The sequence below is a fragment of the Sphingobacterium deserti genome (assembly GCF_000757725.1).
Lineage (GTDB): Bacteria > Bacteroidota > Bacteroidia > Sphingobacteriales > Sphingobacteriaceae > Sphingobacterium > Sphingobacterium deserti.
In genome coordinates, this window is sequence record NZ_JJMU01000032.1 from 1 (window position 1) to 19,292 (window position 19,292).

Below are 19,292 nucleotides of genomic sequence, written 5' to 3' on the forward strand. Positions count from 1 at the left end.
TGTCCTTGCGAGCCAGAGGGACGATGGCGCGGCAATTTTTCAGTAGCTAGTAGTGGGTATTGCGTAATGAGATAGTAAGTCTGTCAGAAGAGAGGCCGTCCTTGCGAGCCAGAGGGACGATGGCGCGGCAATCTTTCGGCTAACGAAGTAAGAATAGGTTTTAGTACGTATTATGTAGAAATGGTTCTGAGAACAACCTTTATTATTTTTTACTTTTGACTTTTAAATGCACTATCCCATTATTAAACGAAATGTCGCATTTGAAGGGGTATTGCGTAATGCGTATAGCGTAGTGCGGGAAATTAAAATATCCATTACTTTATTGCTTCCAACCCTAATTAACCGAAATGTCGCCTCGAAAGCTTTGCGATATGTAGAAACTTGCCATTGCACACACCTCCCCTGCAAAGGTTTCAAGCGACGGGGTTTTGGTTACTTTTGCCCTCCAAAAGTAACGCCCTGTCCTGGCAAAGGACGGAAGGGATGTGCGATGGACAATCTGTTTTATAAACAGAAACTGGAACTTGCCGCGGCATGCGGCAGATCGCTTGTCCCTAGTCGGGACTGGGCCATACTTTTTCAGATGAAAAAGTAAGCAAAAAATCTTTGTTTCATCGAGGCGATATTCCCCACAACCCAACCCGCAGCGGAAGGCTGCCTATCAGGCTAGATGACATCCCAAAATCCCTTTAAGAATGGATTTTGGGAAATAATCTCATGCCTGCCCATACCCTCAAAGCCACGGCGGCGCTCCGCTTTTTCCATCGCTTGATGAAACGTAAAAGTGCCGTTGATAGGTTTTTGTAGATCAGGCCTATCGTTCGCTCGATTGGTAGTGCGTAGTGAAAATAGATTGTAGTACTTAGTATTTAGAAAAGTTTTGGTAGATAAGTGATTGCAGGGACCATTATTAAACGAAATGTCGCCTCGAAAGCTTTGCGATATGTAGAAACTTGCCATTGCACAAACCTCCCCTGCAAAGGTTTCAAGCGACGGGGTTTTGGTTACTTTTGCCCTCCAAAAGTAACGCCCTGTCCTGGCAAAGGACGGAAGGATTTGAGGGAGGGACAATCCGTTTGAAAAACAAAACATCTCCTTACAAAAGTATTTGCCTTGTCTTGGCGAATGACGGAGGGGAGGTGCAGTGGGTAAAGCAACTACATATAGAATCTGTATGAAACGTTATGTCGTAGAAGTAAGGCATTTTCGCTAAGTCTGACGAGATGAACTTGTCAACGAAATATGTAAATAACGTTTCTTTTGTAGAAGTTTTCCTTTAAAATTTTATAACTAATTTTTTACAATATAAATATTTCAAATATACAAGACAATACAAATTGATGCTAGAAGAGCCGTATTGCCAATACTACGAACTAATTTATGGTGATAAAAAAATGTCATTACTTCATAAAATTAGAAATAATATTAAATAAACAAATGTTAGAATATTTTATTTTTCTAATTCGTTTTATTTATTAGTCTTTTAATATTACATTCGTGAAATTAAATTTAAATATTTGCCAATATTTATGTTTTAATATCGAATTCCTTTTCGAATGAGAGAAATTTATAACTAACTAAACGTATCTATGCAGCACAAAAAACCTTACTTTTTTATCGTTTTCATTAAGTGACGAACCACATTTGTCAAAATTAGCGACGGATTTTCAAAACTCTAAATCGCATATAAATAGGTAAAACTTGCTAATGCTTTTGACGAAGATTTATATAGCCGGCAATGCAATCTTCCGCTGTGCGTCTGTACTAAGCGTTCCTATAAAATGCTAAGTGGATGGCGAGGTCTTATGTCGGGAACATTCTTTTTGAACTAACTAAACAATACAACATGCAAAACAAATTATTTACTATTCTTCTTGTGCTTACATGCCTAATAGGGATATCGTTTGCACAAAATCGAGAAGTGACCGGAAAGGTGACTTCTGCTAAAGACGGCTCGCCTATCAGTGGTGTTTCCGTTTCAGTCGAGGGTGCGAATAACGCTACGCAAACGGATGCTGATGGATTTTATTCTATCTCTGTCCCGTCCGGTGGTACGCTGTCTTTTTCGTACGTGGGGTATGTCGCTCAGCGGGTTTCTCTCGGTAATCAAAGCGTTCTGAACGTGAAGTTAGTAGGCGAGGAGGGAGCATTGGAGGAAGTCGTTGTTACGGCATTAGGGGTTACACGAGAAAAGAAGTCTCTAGGTTATGCTACGCAAGAAGTTCGTGGAGAAGTTTTAAGTGCGGCGCGGGGCGGCAACGCGTTACAATCTTTATCTGGAAATGTGGCGGGCGCTGTTATTTCTGCGCCATCGTCTAGTCTAGGCGGTTCGACTCGGATCGTATTGCGAGGTATTGGCTCTCTTACAGGTGAAAATAGACCGTTGATAGTCGTGGACGGGATACCAATGGATAATTCGAATTACAATTCTGCTAACGCAGAGCGTGGTGCGGGCGGACGTGACTATGGGGATGCGGGTTTTGATATTAATCCAGACGATATAGAATCGGTTAACGTGCTAAAAGGAGGGCCTGCTTCAGCTCTGTACGGTGCAAGGGCATCGAATGGGGTAGTGCTCATTAAGACTAAATCTGCCAAGAAAGGTAGAGATGAGATCGTTGTTAATACAGGGGTTGCATTCGAAACTTTGGGCATTACTCCCAAACTACAAAATCAATATGGAGGTGGATTTTCCCCAGATTTTGCAACGGCGACAATCGAAGGTAGAGAGTTTAACGTTGTGAATTATGCGGCCGATGAATCATGGGGACCACGGCTAAATGGGCAACAGGTTTTGCATTGGGATGCTTTTGATCCAGACGATGCAGCTAACTATCTACAAACAAGACCATGGGTTTATCCTGAGAACGATTACAGAACATTTTTCAATACAGGCGTCAGCTACAACAATTCGGTCGCACTTGCAAAATCTTATGAAAATACAGCAGCAAGATTGTCCTTGTCGAATGTAATGCAATCAGGGATAGTGCCAAACTCTGAACTTAAACGAACTACTGTGGCTTTAAGCTTGGATAATAAATTTTCCGATAAGCTAACGGCTCGGGGGACGATAAATTATATCCGGACCAATGGTTTCAACAGACCCGAACAAGGATATGGGGACAACTCGATTGGACAGAAAATGTTCCAATTTGGGCAAACACAATTGGATTATTCGAGATTGCAAAATTATAGGACTACTACCGGTCAGCAAAAATCTTGGAATAGAAGAGCATGGAATGACCCAACTCCAAACTACAGTGATAATCATTATTGGATTATAAACGAGAATATAGCTACTGATCAGCGTGACAGGTTTTATGGAAATGTAGAACTTCGATATGATATCATGCCCGGATTGTATGCTACTGGAAATGTATATGGAGATAACTACACGCTAAGGATTAATTCTCAGGTTGCGGTAGGTTCGCAAGCACAATCTGGCTATACCGAATCTATCCGCGAATTTACTGAAATGAATTACGAAAGTCGTCTTCATTATGATAAGCGCTGGGAAATGTTCTCGTTGAATGCGTTTATAGGAGCCAATCGTCGGAATACTAATCTGCATGCATCTAACGCAGCAACTGCCGGAGGATTAATTGTGCCGAATTTATACACGATCAATAACAGTAGTCAAAATCCGACAATAAATACAGATTTATCGAGACGTCGTGTTAATTCAGTATTTGGTAACGTATCCGCGGGCTATAGGGACTTATTGTATGTAGATTTTGGATGGCGTAATGACTGGTCTTCAACGCTACCAGAGAATAATAATGCATATTTCTATCCTTCAGTAACGGGATCGTTTGTTTTTTCGCAGTTAATAAGTATACCTTGGCTTAACTTTGGTAAAGTGCGCGCAGGCTGGTCTCAGGTGGGTAATGATACAGCGCCATATCGCTTAAACGATGTTTACTTGAATAATGTGTTTGCAAACTCTACGTTTATGGGCACGCCTTACTTCCTAAATGGCCTTTCTAAATTAAATCCAAATCTTCGGCCTGAAACGAAGAGATCTTATGAATTTGGATTGGAATTTCAAATGATTGACAGCCGGATTGGTCTTGATCTAACATACTATAACGAGGAAACGAGTGATCTTATTATGAGTGTAACCACGGGTGCTGAAACCGGTTACAGTTCTAAAGTTATGAATGCAGGACTAGCTGTCAATAAAGGTATCGAAGCGATGCTGACACTTGTGCCTATTCGAAAAGAAAATTTCGAATGGGTGTCTAATGTTAATTTTTCACGAAATCGGAACAGGGTAGTAGAACTCGCTGAGGGGCTACGATCTTTAAATATTGGAACAGCACCCTTTAATGCCACTTTGGTTGCGTTGCCTGGACAGCCTTATGGCCAGATCTACGGGTCTGATTTTGTTTACGACAATGATGGCAATAAGGTCGTAGGAGAGAATGGCTTGTATTTGTCTACTCCTGCAACAAATTTGGGATCAATCTTGCCTGATTTTAATGCGGGATGGAGAAACACGTTTACCTATAAAGCATTCACGTTGTCTGCGCTGATCGATATCCAAAAAGGGGGACGGTACTTTTCCATATCCAATATGTTTGGACACTATACTGGGGTGTTAGAAGCAACCGCGGCAAATGGTATTCGTGAAAATGCTGTTATTACAGATGGTGTGACTGGTTCCGTTGTGTTTAATCAAGATGGTTCTTATGAGGTGACTAATACTGCAGAGAATGATAGAGAGATTACCGCCAGAGAATATTTCAGACATTATTATGGTGGGCCGACAGTGCAAAATGTCTTTGACGCTGACTACGTAAAGCTTCGTGAGATTACATTTGGATACAATATTCCTACAACAGCACTTGCGAGGTTTGGTTTGAAAAGCGCTACGATTTCAGGTTTTGGACGAAATCTCGGTGTATGGGGGTTAGCAAATAAAAACTTTGATCCTGAGATGACGACTACCGGAAGTGGGAATGTCCAAGGATTTGAAGGTGGAAATCTTCCTGCGTCGAGAACCTTTGGTTTAAATCTGAGATTACAGTTTTAATAGTTACAATTATTTTATTATGAAAAATATAAAAGCATTATTTTGGTCATCAGTACTGACATTGTCTGCCGCTACGATGACCTCTTGCACTAAGGATCTAACGGAGATAAATATCAATCCCAATGCACCCGAAGTTGTTCCAACATACAGCATATTCAATGGAGCAAATCGATATCTTATTAATTTTACGAGAGACGGCTGGTGGATGGCAAGAATGACCATGCCTTGGATGCAATATTCAGCGCAGAATAACTACTTAGACGAGGATAAATATCGATATAGGGACGTGCAAACGGACAATGGATGGATCTATTTGTACCGATCAGCGAATAATTACAAGGATATTATTGATCTTTGCGAAGATCCAGATTTAAGTGAGCAAATGTCAGTCTACGGAGATTTGGAAAACCAGATTGCAATAGCAAGGATCATGCTGGCGTACACATTTGATAATTTGGTTACGCATTTTGGATCTGTGCCTTATTGGTCTTATGGAGATCAACAAAATCCAAATTTTCAAGCGCTGAACGTAGATCAATACTCGCTTCCGATTTACGCCCCAGAGCAAGAGATTTATGTGGATCTACTGAAGGAATTGAGGGAGGCGGCTACACAAATAAATGTAGATGGCTCTGGTTTTAATCAAGGTGACAATATCTATGCTGGAGACGCAACTAAATGGAAAAGATTCGCAAATTCTCTCCGCCTTCGGATTGCGAACAGAATAAAGCATGTTTACCCGAGTGCTACTGCCGAGATCAACGACGCAATAGCAAGTGGTGTATTTACATCTAATGATGATAATGCTGTGCACAATTTTAATACTATTGACGTTGAAGCCAATCCGTTTTGGAGAACATTCTATGTTGATAATAGAACAGATTTTTGGCCTAACCGGACATTTGTCCAGCTTCTTAAAGGACAGACTGGAAATTTTGGTATCGACCCCAGATTACAAAAAATTGCTGCTCCTACAGGACTTACATTTCCACAGTATAACGCGGGGTATAGTGATTCAGAAAATCTAGCCGACTACATAGGTGTTCCCTATGGCCTTCCAGACGTAGAGACCTATTATGAGAATCCGGTAAATATCAATTTTTTCTCGCGCGATATTCTTAGCCCGAACCGTGGAGAAATATTAATGGAGTATGCTGAAGTCGAGTTCATATTAAGTGAGCTGAATTCTTGGTCGCAAGAGCATTACGAAAACGGTGTGCGCGCCAGTATGCAACGTCTAAATGTCTCCACAAGCAGTGTGGAAAGTTTTGTTGCAAATCTTCCCGCCGCTAGTGAAAGAACTGTCCTGACTCAGAAGTATGTGACGCTTTTCTTTAACCCTGACGAAGCATGGAATGAATACAGAAGGACGGGGTACCCGGACACTGAAATTCTTTTAATGCCCAGGGAAACTGCAACCAGACCACATGACGGTTCGGAATATACGTTTACTCCGCTCCAATCGGGGAATGTAACAGCAACCGATATCCCGGCTCGCCTTCGTTACCCAGTTACACAACAGACTTTGAATCCAATAAACTGGGGAGCGGCGGCAAATGCAATAGGCGGAGATCAGATCGATAGAAAATTATGGTTTGCAAAATAAGAATTGAATTCGCAAATGTTTGTGAATGCTTCCTTATCAGCATTTAGAGACGATTACTTTTAAAGCTTTTTTGTAAGTACGAAAAGGATCAAGGTTGCTTAACTTTGATCTTTTTTCTTATCGTAAAGACATCTCGTGTCACACCTTGAACCAATTTAAACTAAAATGTAATCTCCGAAGCGATTAGTACAGTGTAGTGCGTAGTGAGAAATTAGAAAAGATATTCCAATGTACCGTCCTTAATTAAACGAAATGTCGTCTCTTTTTTAGATGATAGAATGTAGAAAAGTTTTGATTTATGAATAATCACCCTTTTCCTTCGGGCGAACATCCCTTCCCTCAAACCGTTCCGCCGCTCGCCGCGGCAAGGCATCACTTTTGGGGACAAAAGTGATCAAAATCCTTCGTTTCCTTCAGGTGCTTTGTCGCGCAGGCCACAGCCACGCAAAGCAAATGTTTGTCGAAGCTGAAATAAAATCGAAATCGTTATATGTTGATTTCGATATGATTTCTAGGCTTTGTCCATCCCTCCTCCCCAAACATTTTCCTTGCCTGCCAGCACTGGAAGGATACATTTTTAAACTTTTGTAGTGTGTATTTGGTATTTAGTAGTGGGTAATAGGTATTGAAGTTGTGAGATATAACCTGTGATAGATGTTGTGGTACATTTTTTTGACTTTTCACTTTTTAATTTTGACTTTTAAATGCACTATTCCATTATTAAACGAAATGTCGCATTTGAAGGGGTATTGCGTAATGCGTATAGCGTAGTGCGGGAAATTAAAGTATCCATTACTTTATTGCTTCCACCCTAATTAAACGGAATGTCGCCTCGAAAGCTTTGCGATATGTAGAAACTTGCCACTGCACAAACCTCCCCTGCAAAGGTTTCAAGCGACGGGGTTTTGAATACTTTTGCCCTACAAAAGTATTTGCCTTGCCGCGGCATGCGGCGGAAGGGTTTGAGGGAGGGACAATCCGTTTTAAATAAGAAACTTTGCTCCTCAAAAGTATTTGCCCTGCCGCGGCATGCGGCGGAAAGGTTTGAGCGGGGGACAAACTGTTTTATAAACAGCAATCTGAACTTGCCGCGGCATGCGGCAGATCGCTTGTCCCTAGCCGGGACTGGGCCATACTTTTTCAGATGAAAAAGGTATACAAAAAATCTTTGTTTCATCGAGGCGATTTCTCCCCACAGCCCAACGCACAGCAGCAGGCTGCCTGTCAGGCTAGATGACATCCCAAAATCCTTTTAGATTGGATTTCGGGAAATAATCTCATGCCTGCCCATACCCACTAGGCCACGGCAGCGCTCCGCTTTTCCATCGCTTGATGAAACGTAAAAGTGCCGTTGATAGTTTTTTGTAGATCAGGCCTATCGTTCGCTCGATTGGTAGTGCGTAGTGAAAATAGATTGTAGTACTTAGTATTTAGAAAAGTTTTGGTAGATAAGTGATTGCAGGGACCATTATTAAACGAAATGTCGCCTCGAAAGCTTTGCGATATGTAGAAACTTGCCTCTGCACAAGCCCTCCCTGCAAAGGTTTCAAGCGACGGGGTTTTGGTTACTTTTGCCCTCCAAAAGTAACGCCCTGTCCTGGCAAAGGACGGAAGGGATGTGCGATGGACAAAGCGAACACAAATAGAATCCATAAACACCTTTACCTACAAAAGTAATGCATAAAGCATTGAAAAAGATCTCGGTTTGGATTAGAAAAGAAATTGATCTTACCGCTCATTCTAACATTAAATCAATATCAATTAATATTTTGTTAACACCTAGTTTACTTACCGTTCACCTTAACTTGTTAGGTTTGTCGCAATTTCAAACTACAAACCATGAGATTCTTTACCACAGTATTATTTACTTTAATTGTAGCCTTAAGTTACGGACAAAATACCGTCCTGACAGGAAAGGTTATTGACGCCGTTGACCAGTTCTCTTTGCCGGGTGCGACAATCCGCATCGCCGAAAACAACCGATATACCGTATCGGGTCAAAACGGGAGTTTTGAATTCCTTGACCTTCCAGAAGGAACGTACAGCGTTTCAGTTGTTTATCTAGGCTACCAATACTTGGATACCAAAGTGCAGGTGAGGCGTGGACAAACCAACAACGTAAATTTAAGCTTAGTGGCATCTAGCAATACGCTTTCTGAGGTGGTAGTCATGGGTGATATGCTGAAAGGACAAGCTCGTGCATTAAACCAACAAAAGAACAACCAAAATATTTCTAACATTATATCATCGGATCAAGTAGGGCGTTTTCCGGATGCCAATATTGGCGATGCCTTAAAGCGTGTTCCCGGTATCACGATGCAGAACGATCAAGGTGAAGCACGGAATATCATTATCCGTGGTTTAGCCCCTAACCTAAACTCCGTTACCCTAAACGGTGACCGTATTCCATCTGCCGAAGGCGACAACCGGAATGTACAAATGGACCTTATTCCGGCCGACATGATCTCGACCATTGAAGTAAACAAAACGTTAACACCCGATATGGATGCCGATGCGATTGGTGGTTCCGTAAACTTAATTACGCGTGCTTCGCCAAACGGGCAGCGTATATCTGCAACACTAGCAGGAGGCTACGGCCCGATACGCGATAAAGCAAACTATACCGCTGGCTTGGTTTATGGAAACCGTTTTGCCAACAACAAAATAGGCGTTGTGTTCAGTGGTTCCTACAACAATAACCGTTTCGGATCCGACAACGTGGAAGGCGTATGGAATCAGGACGATCAGGGCAATGTATTTATGCAAGAAATGGATATTCGTAAATACGATGTACAACGTATCCGCAGAAGTACGGCGTTAGCCTTTGATTATAAGATCAATGAGAAGCATATGTTATATGCTAACGCGATGTATAACTGGCGTGATGATTTAGAAAACAGATACCGCGTGCGCTACCGCGATATCGAACCAGTGTATGACGCTGGTAACAATATTACAGGATATACTGGAGAGATTCGTCGCGAGACTAAAGGCGGTATCGATAATTCGAAAAACAGGAATGCGCGTTTGGAACGTCAAACCGTACAAAACTACGCCATTGGTGGTGAGCACCTTTTAGGATCAAAGCTCGATTTGGACTGGGCGGCTAACTACGCGACGGCAAGTGAAGATAGACCTAATGAACGCTATATCGACTTCGAACAAACAGACGTGCTGATGGGGCAGCAACTTGCTAACAGCAGAAAGCCACTAGTCACTGCCGATGAAGATCCCTCCAATTTCTCACTTCGTAAAATCACAGAAAACGATAACTTCACCGAGGAAAAGGAATTTGGTGCCAAAGTAAACATTCGCTTTCCATTCTCTGTCATTGATGGTCAAAAGGGTCGGGTACGCACAGGGGCGCGTTTGCGTCTAAAAGATAAATCGAGAAATAATATCTTCTACGAATACACGCCATTAACGGATCTTGGTACGCTAGCAGATATGCCTAATGTCTTCTTTGGAGGGCAAGGTTATCAGGCGGGCGAGCAGTATGTGCCGGGCTATTTTATAGATCGTACGTACTTAGGAAATCTGGATTTGCAAAACCCGTCTATGTATGAAGAAGAAGCTGATCCAACAGAATTTTTAACGCAGAATTATACAGCTAAAGAACAAATTATAGCCGGATATGTGCGTTGGGATCAAGATTTCAGCGAACGGTTATCGATGATTTTAGGTGCGCGCTTAGAACATACGCGAATTAACTACACAGGTAATTACGTATTGGATGAAGACGAGTTGGCAGGCGTCGTGAACACCAAAAATAACTACACGAATATATTGCCGAGTATCTCCTTTAAATATAAGGCAACCGAAGCGACGATTCTTCGGGCTGCATTTACGACCGCCTTGGCACGCCCTAATTATTACGCCCTAGCACCGTATGTCAATGCTATTCCTGGCGACACGGAAGTGCAGGCCGGAAATCCAAACCTAAACGCCACATACGCGTATAATGCAGACCTCATGGTTGAGCACTATTTCCGCTCCGTTGGGATTCTTTCGGGCGGTGTATTCTACAAGAATCTGCAGGATTTTATTTATACATACCGCAACAATCAATACACGACAGCCGATTTTGCGAACGACTTCCCTGCCCAGCAAAACCCTGTCCCTGCCGGCCAAAATTTCCGATTTGTGCAGCAACGTAATGGCGACAATGTTGATGTATATGGATTTGAAGTAGCTTTCCAACGTCAATTGGATTTCCTTCCGGGACGTTTCTTGAAAGGATTTGGTGTCTACTTAAACTATACCAATACCAATTCAAAGGCAAGGGGAATTACTAATTCCGATGGTGAGGAACGTGCCGATGTGAAATTACCTGGCACTGCACCGCATATGTTTAACGGCTCTTTATCATGGGAAAACAATAAATTTACTTCGCGCGTATCCTTGAATTATACCTCATCTTATATCGATGAATTAGGTGGGGATTCCTTTGAAGACAACTATTACGATCAACAATTGTTTCTGGACGCCAATGCCGCTTACAAAATCACGCCCAAGTTTCGTGTCTTCATCGAAGCAAACAATTTGACGAATCAACCGTTGCGCTATTACCAGGGAATATCATCCCGCACGCAACAGATGGAATATTACCAAGCACGGTTTAACTTGGGTGTTAAATTCGATCTGTAGCGTAAATAGAAGAAACACATTATATTCCTGCAGTACGTCTCACCAGCGGCTGTAGGAATTTTTTCATTAACGAAATTGATATGAAATCAATACATTTTTTCATCCTTTTGTTCCTTCTGCTCGGCGGGCGATGCGGTTATGCCCAGTCGTCGATTGCCGAAGAGGAACGTCTATCAGGCTATAAGGGCGGTTTCTCTGATCCTGCTATTACCCATCAAGAAGGGCTTACTTTTTTGGCATTGGGAGACTTCGGTCGCGTGGGCGAATACCATCAGTTAGAAGTTGCGCGGGAATTGGGAAATGCTGCCATCACGTTGGATGCGTCGTTCATCGTATCCGTGGGTGATAACTTTTATCCAAATGGCGTGGCAAGCACATCCGACTATCACTGGCAAGCATCCTATGAGGGCGTGTACAAACATCCTAACCTGTTTACAGACTGGTTCGTTGCACTGGGAAATCATGATTACCGCGGAAATATACAGGCGCAGATCGATTATTCTAACGTAAGCAGACGGTGGCATATGCCGAATACGTATTACAGTAGAAAAATAGAATTAGACAATGGAGGCAAGGTGCTTTTTGTTGTGATGGATACCAACCCTTTTATTGATAGCTACCATAAATCTGCCGAAAAATATCCAGATATGGCCAAGCAGGATACTGCTGCGCAACGCAAATGGCTCGAAAGCGTGTTAGCCGATGACGATCCCTCCATCCGTTGTAAAATTGTTGTAGGCCATCATCCCTTGTACAGCGGTGGAAAGCGCAAGGAGAATGAAGACACAAAAGCCTTTGAAGCAAAATTTGCTTCGCTATTTGATCGGCATGGGGTACTTGCCTATATATGCGGTCATGAGCACGATCTTCAGGTAATTCGCCCCAAAGGTCGATTCACTACGCAGTTTCTGAGCGGTGCCGGATCCGAGGTTCGCCCATCCGGAGAACGCGAAGGGACACTTTTTGCAGCCGCAAAAGCCGGTTTTATGGCCTTTACGCTGACGGATGATGCGCTGATCGTGCAGACAATTGAAGCGACGCCTACATCCAGCAACCTATTGCACCGTATAAAATTAAATATCCATAACAAACAAAAATAAAATTACCTCAAATGATGAACACAAAACTCGCTATTTTTGCGGCATTGGCCTATGCTAGCTCGCTGGCCTCCTGCTCGTCTGGATTAGCGCCCGTAGCTAAAGATGCGGTCGTACCCACGATCGTCACAGAACAAACGGAGTTTGATACCGATGATCCGGCGATTTGGATACACCCTACTGATCCGTCTAAAAGCTTGATCGTAGGCACGGATAAAGAAGTAGGCGGCGGACTGTATGTCTACGACCTAAACGGGAAAATTGTAAATAAAGTAACCGGCCTGGAACGCCCCAACAATGTCGATATCGCCTATGGTTTGGAGGTAAATGGCAAAAAGGTAGATATCGCTATCGCGACGGAGCGTAAAGCGCATAAAATACGGGTATTCTCGCTGCCGGATCTTACGCCAATGGACAATGGTGGAATTCCGATCTTCGAAGGCGAAACTGGCGAGGGCGAACGCGAGGGTATGGGGATATCGATCTATACAAAAAAAGACTCAATCAATTCAACCATTTACGCAATTGTAGGACGAAAAACCGGGCCTTCCGGAAGCTACCTTTGGCAATATAAGATTCATGCAGGGGCCGATGGCGTGGTAAAAGGTGAGGTGGTGCGTAAATTTGGAACGTATAGCGGGAAAAAAGAAATTGAAGCTATTGCGGTCGACAACGAACTTGGCTATGTCTACTATTCTGACGAAACTGTGGGCGTGCGCAAATATCACGCTGATCCGGATAGAAAAGACGATCAGGAAATTGCATTCTTTGCACAAAATGACGTAAAGTCGGATCACGAAGGCATAGCAATTTATAAGACAGGGGATTCTACAGGCTATATTCTACTGTCTAATCAACAGAATAATTCCTTTGTCGTGTATCATCGTGAAGGAGCAAATGGAAACCGAAACTTACACGAGAAGCTTGCTGATATCCCCGTGTCTGCAGTCGAATGTGACGGAGCGGAAGCGACCAGTATTAATCTTGGTGGGAAATTTCCGAAAGGGATGTTGGTGGCTATGAGCAATGGTAAGGTGTTTCATTATTACGATTGGAACCTTATACAAGAACGTATCGATAGGGCTGAGGGAAGATAGCTATCTTCATATAAGTTGATAAAAAACGCAGGAAGCTAAACTTCCTGCGTTTTTTTATAGAAGTGTTAGTATAATCTGCCTCGCTCAATAGCACAACCTCCGCAGGCGATTGCCAGAAAGCCTATCGATATAGAAAAAATAATTTTTCTTAGTAACATTGATATTTTTTTTTACCTTGGGTTTAAATTATGCCATATTCTAAAAAAATGGTAGGAGATACTAACTGACACTTTATTGTTAACTGTTGAAGAATGAATGCTGTAGATTCCGATAAAGTATTATTTGCGAAATACTATCGATCCTTATGCTATTTTGCAATGCAAATGGTGCGGGATGAAAGTCTTGCTGAAGATTTAGCACAGGATGCTTTTGTGACCTATTTTCAGCAACGGGGCAGTTTGTCCGGGGAGGAAAAAGCGATAAAATCATTTCTCTATGCTACTGTAAAATATGCCGTATATAACCTGAATCGCAAAAGCAAAACGGTAGAAAAATTCTGGCAACGATCCGGTTATCAGGAATCTGATGATATAGATTATGAACATCAAGTGATCCGAGCAGAATTTATGGCTGCCATTTATGCTACCCTTTCTACCTTGCCCGAAGGTTGTCAACGAGTTATGACGATGACTTATATAGATGGCTTTACAAACGAGGAAATAGCGGAACAGCTTAAAATAAGCTTAAACACTATAAAAACACAAAAGAAAAGGGGGCTTCACGTGTTACGATCAAAGCTGAGACCCGACTATTTTTCGATAATTTTTGCTTGGTTCCTCATTGCTTAGAAAAAAAATAAAAATTCTTGTCACCCCAAATCCCGATTTAGGTTTCTTAACTTAAATTATGGATACTAACCCTCTTGATATTTCGGCTATAATTGCCAAAAAGTTCAAAATGATTCCCCTTTCTGAAGAGGAAGATCGTGTTTTGAAATTTTGGTTGAATAAGAGTGATAAAAATCGAACACTTTATAGACAGCTGATGCTGGAGGGAGCCAATATCAATGCACACTGGGTGGATAAGATCGACGAAGAGCAAGCTTGGAAGGATATACAGCGGAAGCGACGCCCAAAAACATCGAGGGTCAAGATTTTCGCGGCTGCCGCTTCTATAGCGCTTTTATTATGTTTTGGTACGTATTGGTTCTTTGTACAACCTCAAGGCCAGCGCAGCCGACATATTGTAGAACATGTTAATGGCCAAGACAAGCATGATGTATTGCCTGCAAACCTTGGCGCTAAGATTATCTTGGCCAATGGTAACGAGCTTGATGTGGAAGACACTTTGGACGTAGCATCCAGCCAAAAGTTGTCATCAAAGGCAACGGCTGAGCAGGTTACTCCAGAAAACAAAAGCTTAATATACCATACTTTAGTTGTGCCCTCCGCTCATTTTTTTAAATTGACGCTACCCGATGGTACAGCGGTCTGGGTGAATTCGAAAAGTGAACTTCGTTTTCCGACGACATTCGCTAGTGCTGAACGACGCGTTTATCTTGCAGGTGAGGCGTACTTTGAAGTCAGTAAGGACCCCCAAAAGCCATTTTACGTCGTAACAGATGATGCAGAAGTCAAGGTCCTGGGGACACATTTTAACGTATCAACATATGGTAAAAGCAGTAAAACTACTTTGGCAGAGGGACGGGTGGAGGTCTACAGCAACAGCCAATCTGTGCTTGTTTTTCCGGGGCAGTGCGTGCAGTGGAACAATGGCGAGCTGAAGGCTAAATCCGCAAATTTGCAAAAAGATCTTGCCTGGAAAAACAACGAGTTTTATTTTAAGGAAGATAATATCATCAGCATTGCGCAGCAGCTAAAATTATGGTATGACTTGGATATCTCGCTTTCTAAAGAAGTTTCGCTCAGTGAAACATACACGGGGGAAATTTCAAGAGACGTCCGATTGTCAGAAGTTTTAAATATGCTGGAATTCGTAAGCGATCTCGACTTTCAACTCAACAAGAATAAATTACTAATCAAAAAAAATAAGGTATGACATAACGGTACGAATAAACAAAAAAACAGGAGTGTTGCAGCACCCCTGTAAATCACTAAGTTAAATTAAAGAATACTAACCCTTAACCATTAACTCAACTACTCAAATGTATGAATAACTTCTCATTTGACAAAAGGTGCGCGAAAGCCTATAAGCCGCCCATTGTCTTAATTTACCGAATTATGAAAATTACAATATGCTTATTGTTGGTTTTTATGACGTGTGCCTATGCGGACGGTAACGCGCAAAAGGTATCACTGTCTCTAAAAAATGCCCGGCTAGATGAGGTCTTTACCCAGATCTCCCGACAAACGGATTATAAGTTCTTGTACAGCGATGACGTCATTAAACAGGCCTCGCGTGTAAATATCAATGTGCGAAACGCGAATCTCGCTGACGTATTAAAATCAGTTTTGCCAGAAAGCAACTATTCTTTTCGGATTATTTCGGAAACAATTTCCGTAGTCTACAAAGCAACCAGTAAAGCTGACTTATCCGTCTCGGAATTGCAACAAGGTCGCTTGTCAGGAACAGTTAAGAGTGCTGATGGAACACCGTTGGTTGGGGCTTCTGTGATGGTTAAAGGAAGTTCGCTGGGGGCAACTACAGGACCAAACGGAGAGTTTACAATCGCTGCGGCAAAGGACGCCCTATTGATTGTGCGTTACGTCGGATACCAACAAAAGGAAATCTCAGTAAATGGTCGAACTTCTATCGCTATCGTACTTGATTCGGATGAAAGGACGCTAGAAGCAGTAGATATTGTCGCTACCGGTTACCAAAATCTAGATAGGAAACTATTTACGGGTGCTACCACTCGCGTTAGTGCTAAAGACGCTGAGCGTAGCGGCGTTCCTGATATATCACGGATGCTTGAGGGGCAAGCAGCAGGTGTGTCCGTGCAGAATGTGTCCGGAACGTTTGGTGCAGCGCCTAAGATTCGTGTGCGGGGTGCTACTTCACTTTCTGGCGATAATAAGCCACTCTGGGTTGTGGATGGTATTATCCTAGAAGATGTGGTGAACGTTTCCAATGAAGCGCTTTCTACAGGCGATGCCAATACCCTAATCGGATCATCTGTAGCGGGCTTAAATCCAGACGATATTGAATCGTTCACCATCTTAAAAGATGCTGCGGCAACCGCGATGTATGGTGCTCGCGCAATGAACGGGGTGATTGTGGTGAACACGAAGAAAGGTAGAAATACAGAAGGAAAACCTGTTGTAAACTATACGGGCAACTTTACGACCTACCTGAAGCCAAATTATGATCAGTTTGATATTATGAATTCGGCCGAGCAAATGTCGGTGATGCTAGAGCTAGAAAACAAAGGATACTTTAATCATAGTGTTGTTTCGCGGTCGCCAAACGGGGGTATTTTTTATAAAATGTACAACCAAATGTACGACTATAATGAGCAGACGGATACGTATGCATTGAACAATACGCAGGAGGCACGTCTGAACTTTTTGACGCGCTATGCAAAATCCAATACCGACTGGTTCGACGTATTGTTCAAAAATTCGCTGCTACAAGAGCATTCTATCAATGTAAGTAGTGGAACGGCAAGAAATCAAACGTATTTTTCTTCCAGCTTTATGAACGATAACGGTCAGACTATTGCGGATAAAGTTAGGCGGTATACTGCAAATTTTCGTAACAACTTTAAATTGAATGATAAGTTCAGCGCCGAAGTACTGGTCAACGGATCAATACGCGACCAACGGACACCAGGAGCACTTAACCGCGCTTCGGATCCTGTGTATGGACGGTACTCTCGAGAGTTTGATATTAACCCTTATTCTTATGCCCTGAATACCAGTCGGTTAATAACGCCGTATGACGAAAATGGTGATCTGGAATACTTTACGAGAAACTTTGCCCCATTCAATATCTTAAATGAACTGGATAATAATTATTTACGGCTACAGATGTTGGATCTGAAGGTTCAGGGGGGAATCCGCTATAAAATTTTACCGCAGTTGACTTACTCTGTCGACGGCGCATATAGATATGCTACGACAGAAAGACAGCATTACATCCGTGAAGGATCTAATATGGCGGAGTCTTTCAGGGCGGCAGGCGACGCCACAATAATCAATGGAAACGAATATTTATATAAGGATCCGGATAATCCAAATGCAGAGCCAGTAGTAATTTTGCCAGAGGGCGGGTTCTACAATACAAATCTCAACAGTATCAAGAACTATTATTTCAGGCACAATTTGGAATATGATGAAACTTTCAGCGAAAATCATCGCTTAAATGTCTTCGGCTCTATGGAGATTCGTTATACAGACAGGCAATTTTCTGACTACGAGGGAATCTCCTATCAATATGAAAATGGTGGGCTAGTCAACCCAAATTATAGATTCTTTAAGAAAATGACAGAAGGAGCGGATCCTTATTTTGGGATGGGCTATTCGTATGACAGATTTGTAGCTACAATGGCACGCGCAGCATATGCTTACAAAGAGAAGTATAGTGTAAATGGAACAGTGCGTTGGGATGGATCGAATTTAATGGGTAAGTCTAGAGTAGCACGTTGGTTGCCAACCTGGAATTTATCGGGTAAGTGGAATATCGATCAAGAAGAATTTTATAATAGCGACAATGGTATTTTAACTGCGGCAAGCGTCCGCGGAACATACGGACTTGTAGCAAGTCTAGGGAATGCTAATAATTCCGCCGCCGTATTCTACAATCAAATAACTTATCGCCCTTATGAAGATGAGAAAGAAACCGCTATACGTCTTTCGAGTTTGGAGAACTCTGAATTGACTTGGGAAAAGCTTTATGAGTTAAACATAGGTGCAGATCTTCAATTGTTCAATAAGGTTGACCTAACGGTAGACTGGTATAAGCGTGATATCTTTGATTTGATAGGTTCGGTCCGTACTTCCGGTATTGGCGGTCAGTTTATTAAAACGGCGAACTATGGAAAAATGAAAGCTCAGGGATTGGAATTCACAGTAGCTGGAACACCTATCAATAAATCGGATGGCTTTAAATGGCGGACGCAGTTCAATTTTGGATACAACAAAAATGAGGTCACCGAATTGGAGGTCAATTCTAATATTTGGACTATGGTGAGGGCAGAGGGCGCAGCACGCGAAGGATATTCGCAACGTGGCTTGTTCTCCATTAAATTTGACGGGCTCGACCCGAATTACGGTTATCCAACTTATATTGGAACAGAAGGAGTGAAAGAGACCTATATTTATCTGCAAAGTGACGATGTAGACTACCTGACTTACCATGGGCCAGTTGATCCTACATTTACCGGCGGTTTCTATAATAATTTCTCTTACAAAAGCTTCACTTTGTCTACGTTATTCACGTTCGCAGCAGGAAACTACGTACGGTTACAACCTACTTATGCCGCGTCTTATAGTGATCAGATAGCTCTTTCTAAAGATATGGTAAATCGTTGGCTCATTCCGGGAGACGAAAATTACACGACGATCCCGGCTTTACTCGATGCTTTTACGATCGATAATAGAGTATACCAAGCGAATGGATCTACTGTTTCTGCGGTGTATCCTTATAATGCTTACAATTACTCTGATCAGCGTGTGGCAAAAGGAGACTTCATCCGACTAAAAAATGTGTCTCTGGCCTACCAGTTACCTAGAAAAGTCACGGAAAAACTTCAGCTTTCTTCTGCGCAGATCTCTGTCGTAGGAAACAATATTGCACTGCTTTATTCTGACAAAAAGTTGAACGGGGCTGATCCAGAATTTTTCAACAATGGCGGGGTAGCTATGCCGATACCGAGACAATATACTTTATCATTAAAGGTTGGATTCTAA

The 19,292-nt window shown here is 42.3% G+C and carries 10 protein-coding genes; 8 read left to right on the forward strand and 2 right to left on the reverse strand.

Annotation, left to right across the window (positions count from 1 at the left end; translation table 11 throughout):
- Nucleotides 1-666: 666 nt before the first annotated feature.
- Nucleotides 667-960, reverse strand: a complete 294-nt coding sequence (locus DI53_RS10445; protein ID WP_037498792.1) for a hypothetical protein — start codon at nt 958-960, stop codon at nt 667-669.
- Nucleotides 961-1,846: 886 nt separating this feature from the next.
- Between DI53_RS10445 and DI53_RS10455 the strand changes: the two genes are divergently transcribed.
- Together DI53_RS10455 and DI53_RS10460 are read left to right on the forward strand one after the other, a co-directional pair.
- Nucleotides 1,847-5,035, forward strand: a complete 3,189-nt coding sequence (locus DI53_RS10455) for a SusC/RagA family TonB-linked outer membrane protein (protein WP_037498798.1) — start codon at nt 1,847-1,849, stop codon at nt 5,033-5,035.
- 19 nt (nt 5,036-5,054) lie between these two features.
- Entirely contained in the window at nt 5,055-6,641 is a 1,587-nt protein-coding gene (locus DI53_RS10460; RefSeq protein WP_037498801.1) for a SusD/RagB family nutrient-binding outer membrane lipoprotein, read from the forward strand.
- An 811-nt stretch (nt 6,642-7,452) separates the two neighbouring features.
- On the opposite strand, the gene DI53_RS10465 is transcribed toward DI53_RS10460, so the two are convergent.
- A complete protein-coding gene (locus DI53_RS10465; RefSeq protein WP_037498803.1) occupies nt 7,453-7,881 on the reverse strand; it encodes a hypothetical protein in 429 nt (142 codons plus the stop codon).
- A gap of 599 nt (nt 7,882-8,480) precedes the next feature.
- Between DI53_RS10465 and DI53_RS10475 the strand changes: the two genes are divergently transcribed.
- From DI53_RS10475 to DI53_RS10500, 6 genes are all read left to right on the forward strand, one after another.
- Entirely contained in the window at nt 8,481-11,288 is a 2,808-nt protein-coding gene (locus tag DI53_RS10475; protein WP_037498809.1) for a TonB-dependent receptor, read from the forward strand.
- Between the two features lie 80 nt (nt 11,289-11,368).
- On the forward strand, nt 11,369-12,388 hold the full coding sequence (locus DI53_RS10480) for a metallophosphoesterase (protein WP_037498812.1): 1,020 nt from the start codon (nt 11,369-11,371) through the stop codon (nt 12,386-12,388).
- Between the two features lie 11 nt (nt 12,389-12,399).
- Nucleotides 12,400-13,482: a phytase gene (locus tag DI53_RS10485; protein ID WP_037498815.1), complete on the forward strand. Its 1,083-nt coding sequence runs from the start codon at nt 12,400-12,402 to the stop codon at nt 13,480-13,482.
- Between the two features lie 251 nt (nt 13,483-13,733).
- A complete protein-coding gene (locus DI53_RS10490; protein ID WP_037498818.1) occupies nt 13,734-14,270 on the forward strand; it encodes an RNA polymerase sigma factor in 537 nt (178 codons plus the stop codon).
- A 58-nt stretch (nt 14,271-14,328) separates the two neighbouring features.
- Nucleotides 14,329-15,480 carry a FecR family protein gene (locus DI53_RS10495; RefSeq protein ID WP_037498821.1) on the forward strand — a complete coding sequence of 384 codons (1,152 nt, stop codon included), beginning with the start codon at nt 14,329-14,331 and terminating at the stop codon, nt 15,478-15,480.
- 182 nt (nt 15,481-15,662) lie between these two features.
- Nucleotides 15,663-19,292, forward strand: a complete 3,630-nt coding sequence (locus tag DI53_RS10500; RefSeq protein ID WP_037498825.1) for a SusC/RagA family TonB-linked outer membrane protein — start codon at nt 15,663-15,665, stop codon at nt 19,290-19,292.

Coding starts and splice junctions, on each gene's coding strand:
- DI53_RS10445 (WP_037498792.1), bottom strand. CDS start 960: ATGGCAAGTTTCTACATATCGCAAAGCTTTCGAGGCGACATTTCGTTT.
- DI53_RS10455 (WP_037498798.1), top strand. CDS start 1,847: ATGCAAAACAAATTATTTACTATTCTTCTTGTGCTTACATGCCTAATA.
- DI53_RS10460 (WP_037498801.1), top strand. CDS start 5,055: ATGAAAAATATAAAAGCATTATTTTGGTCATCAGTACTGACATTGTCT.
- DI53_RS10465 (WP_037498803.1), bottom strand. CDS start 7,881: ATGTCATCTAGCCTGACAGGCAGCCTGCTGCTGTGCGTTGGGCTGTGG.
- DI53_RS10475 (WP_037498809.1), top strand. CDS start 8,481: ATGAGATTCTTTACCACAGTATTATTTACTTTAATTGTAGCCTTAAGT.
- DI53_RS10480 (WP_037498812.1), top strand. CDS start 11,369: ATGAAATCAATACATTTTTTCATCCTTTTGTTCCTTCTGCTCGGCGGG.
- DI53_RS10485 (WP_037498815.1), top strand. CDS start 12,400: ATGATGAACACAAAACTCGCTATTTTTGCGGCATTGGCCTATGCTAGC.
- DI53_RS10490 (WP_037498818.1), top strand. CDS start 13,734: ATGAATGCTGTAGATTCCGATAAAGTATTATTTGCGAAATACTATCGA.
- DI53_RS10495 (WP_037498821.1), top strand. CDS start 14,329: ATGGATACTAACCCTCTTGATATTTCGGCTATAATTGCCAAAAAGTTC.
- DI53_RS10500 (WP_037498825.1), top strand. CDS start 15,663: ATGAAAATTACAATATGCTTATTGTTGGTTTTTATGACGTGTGCCTAT.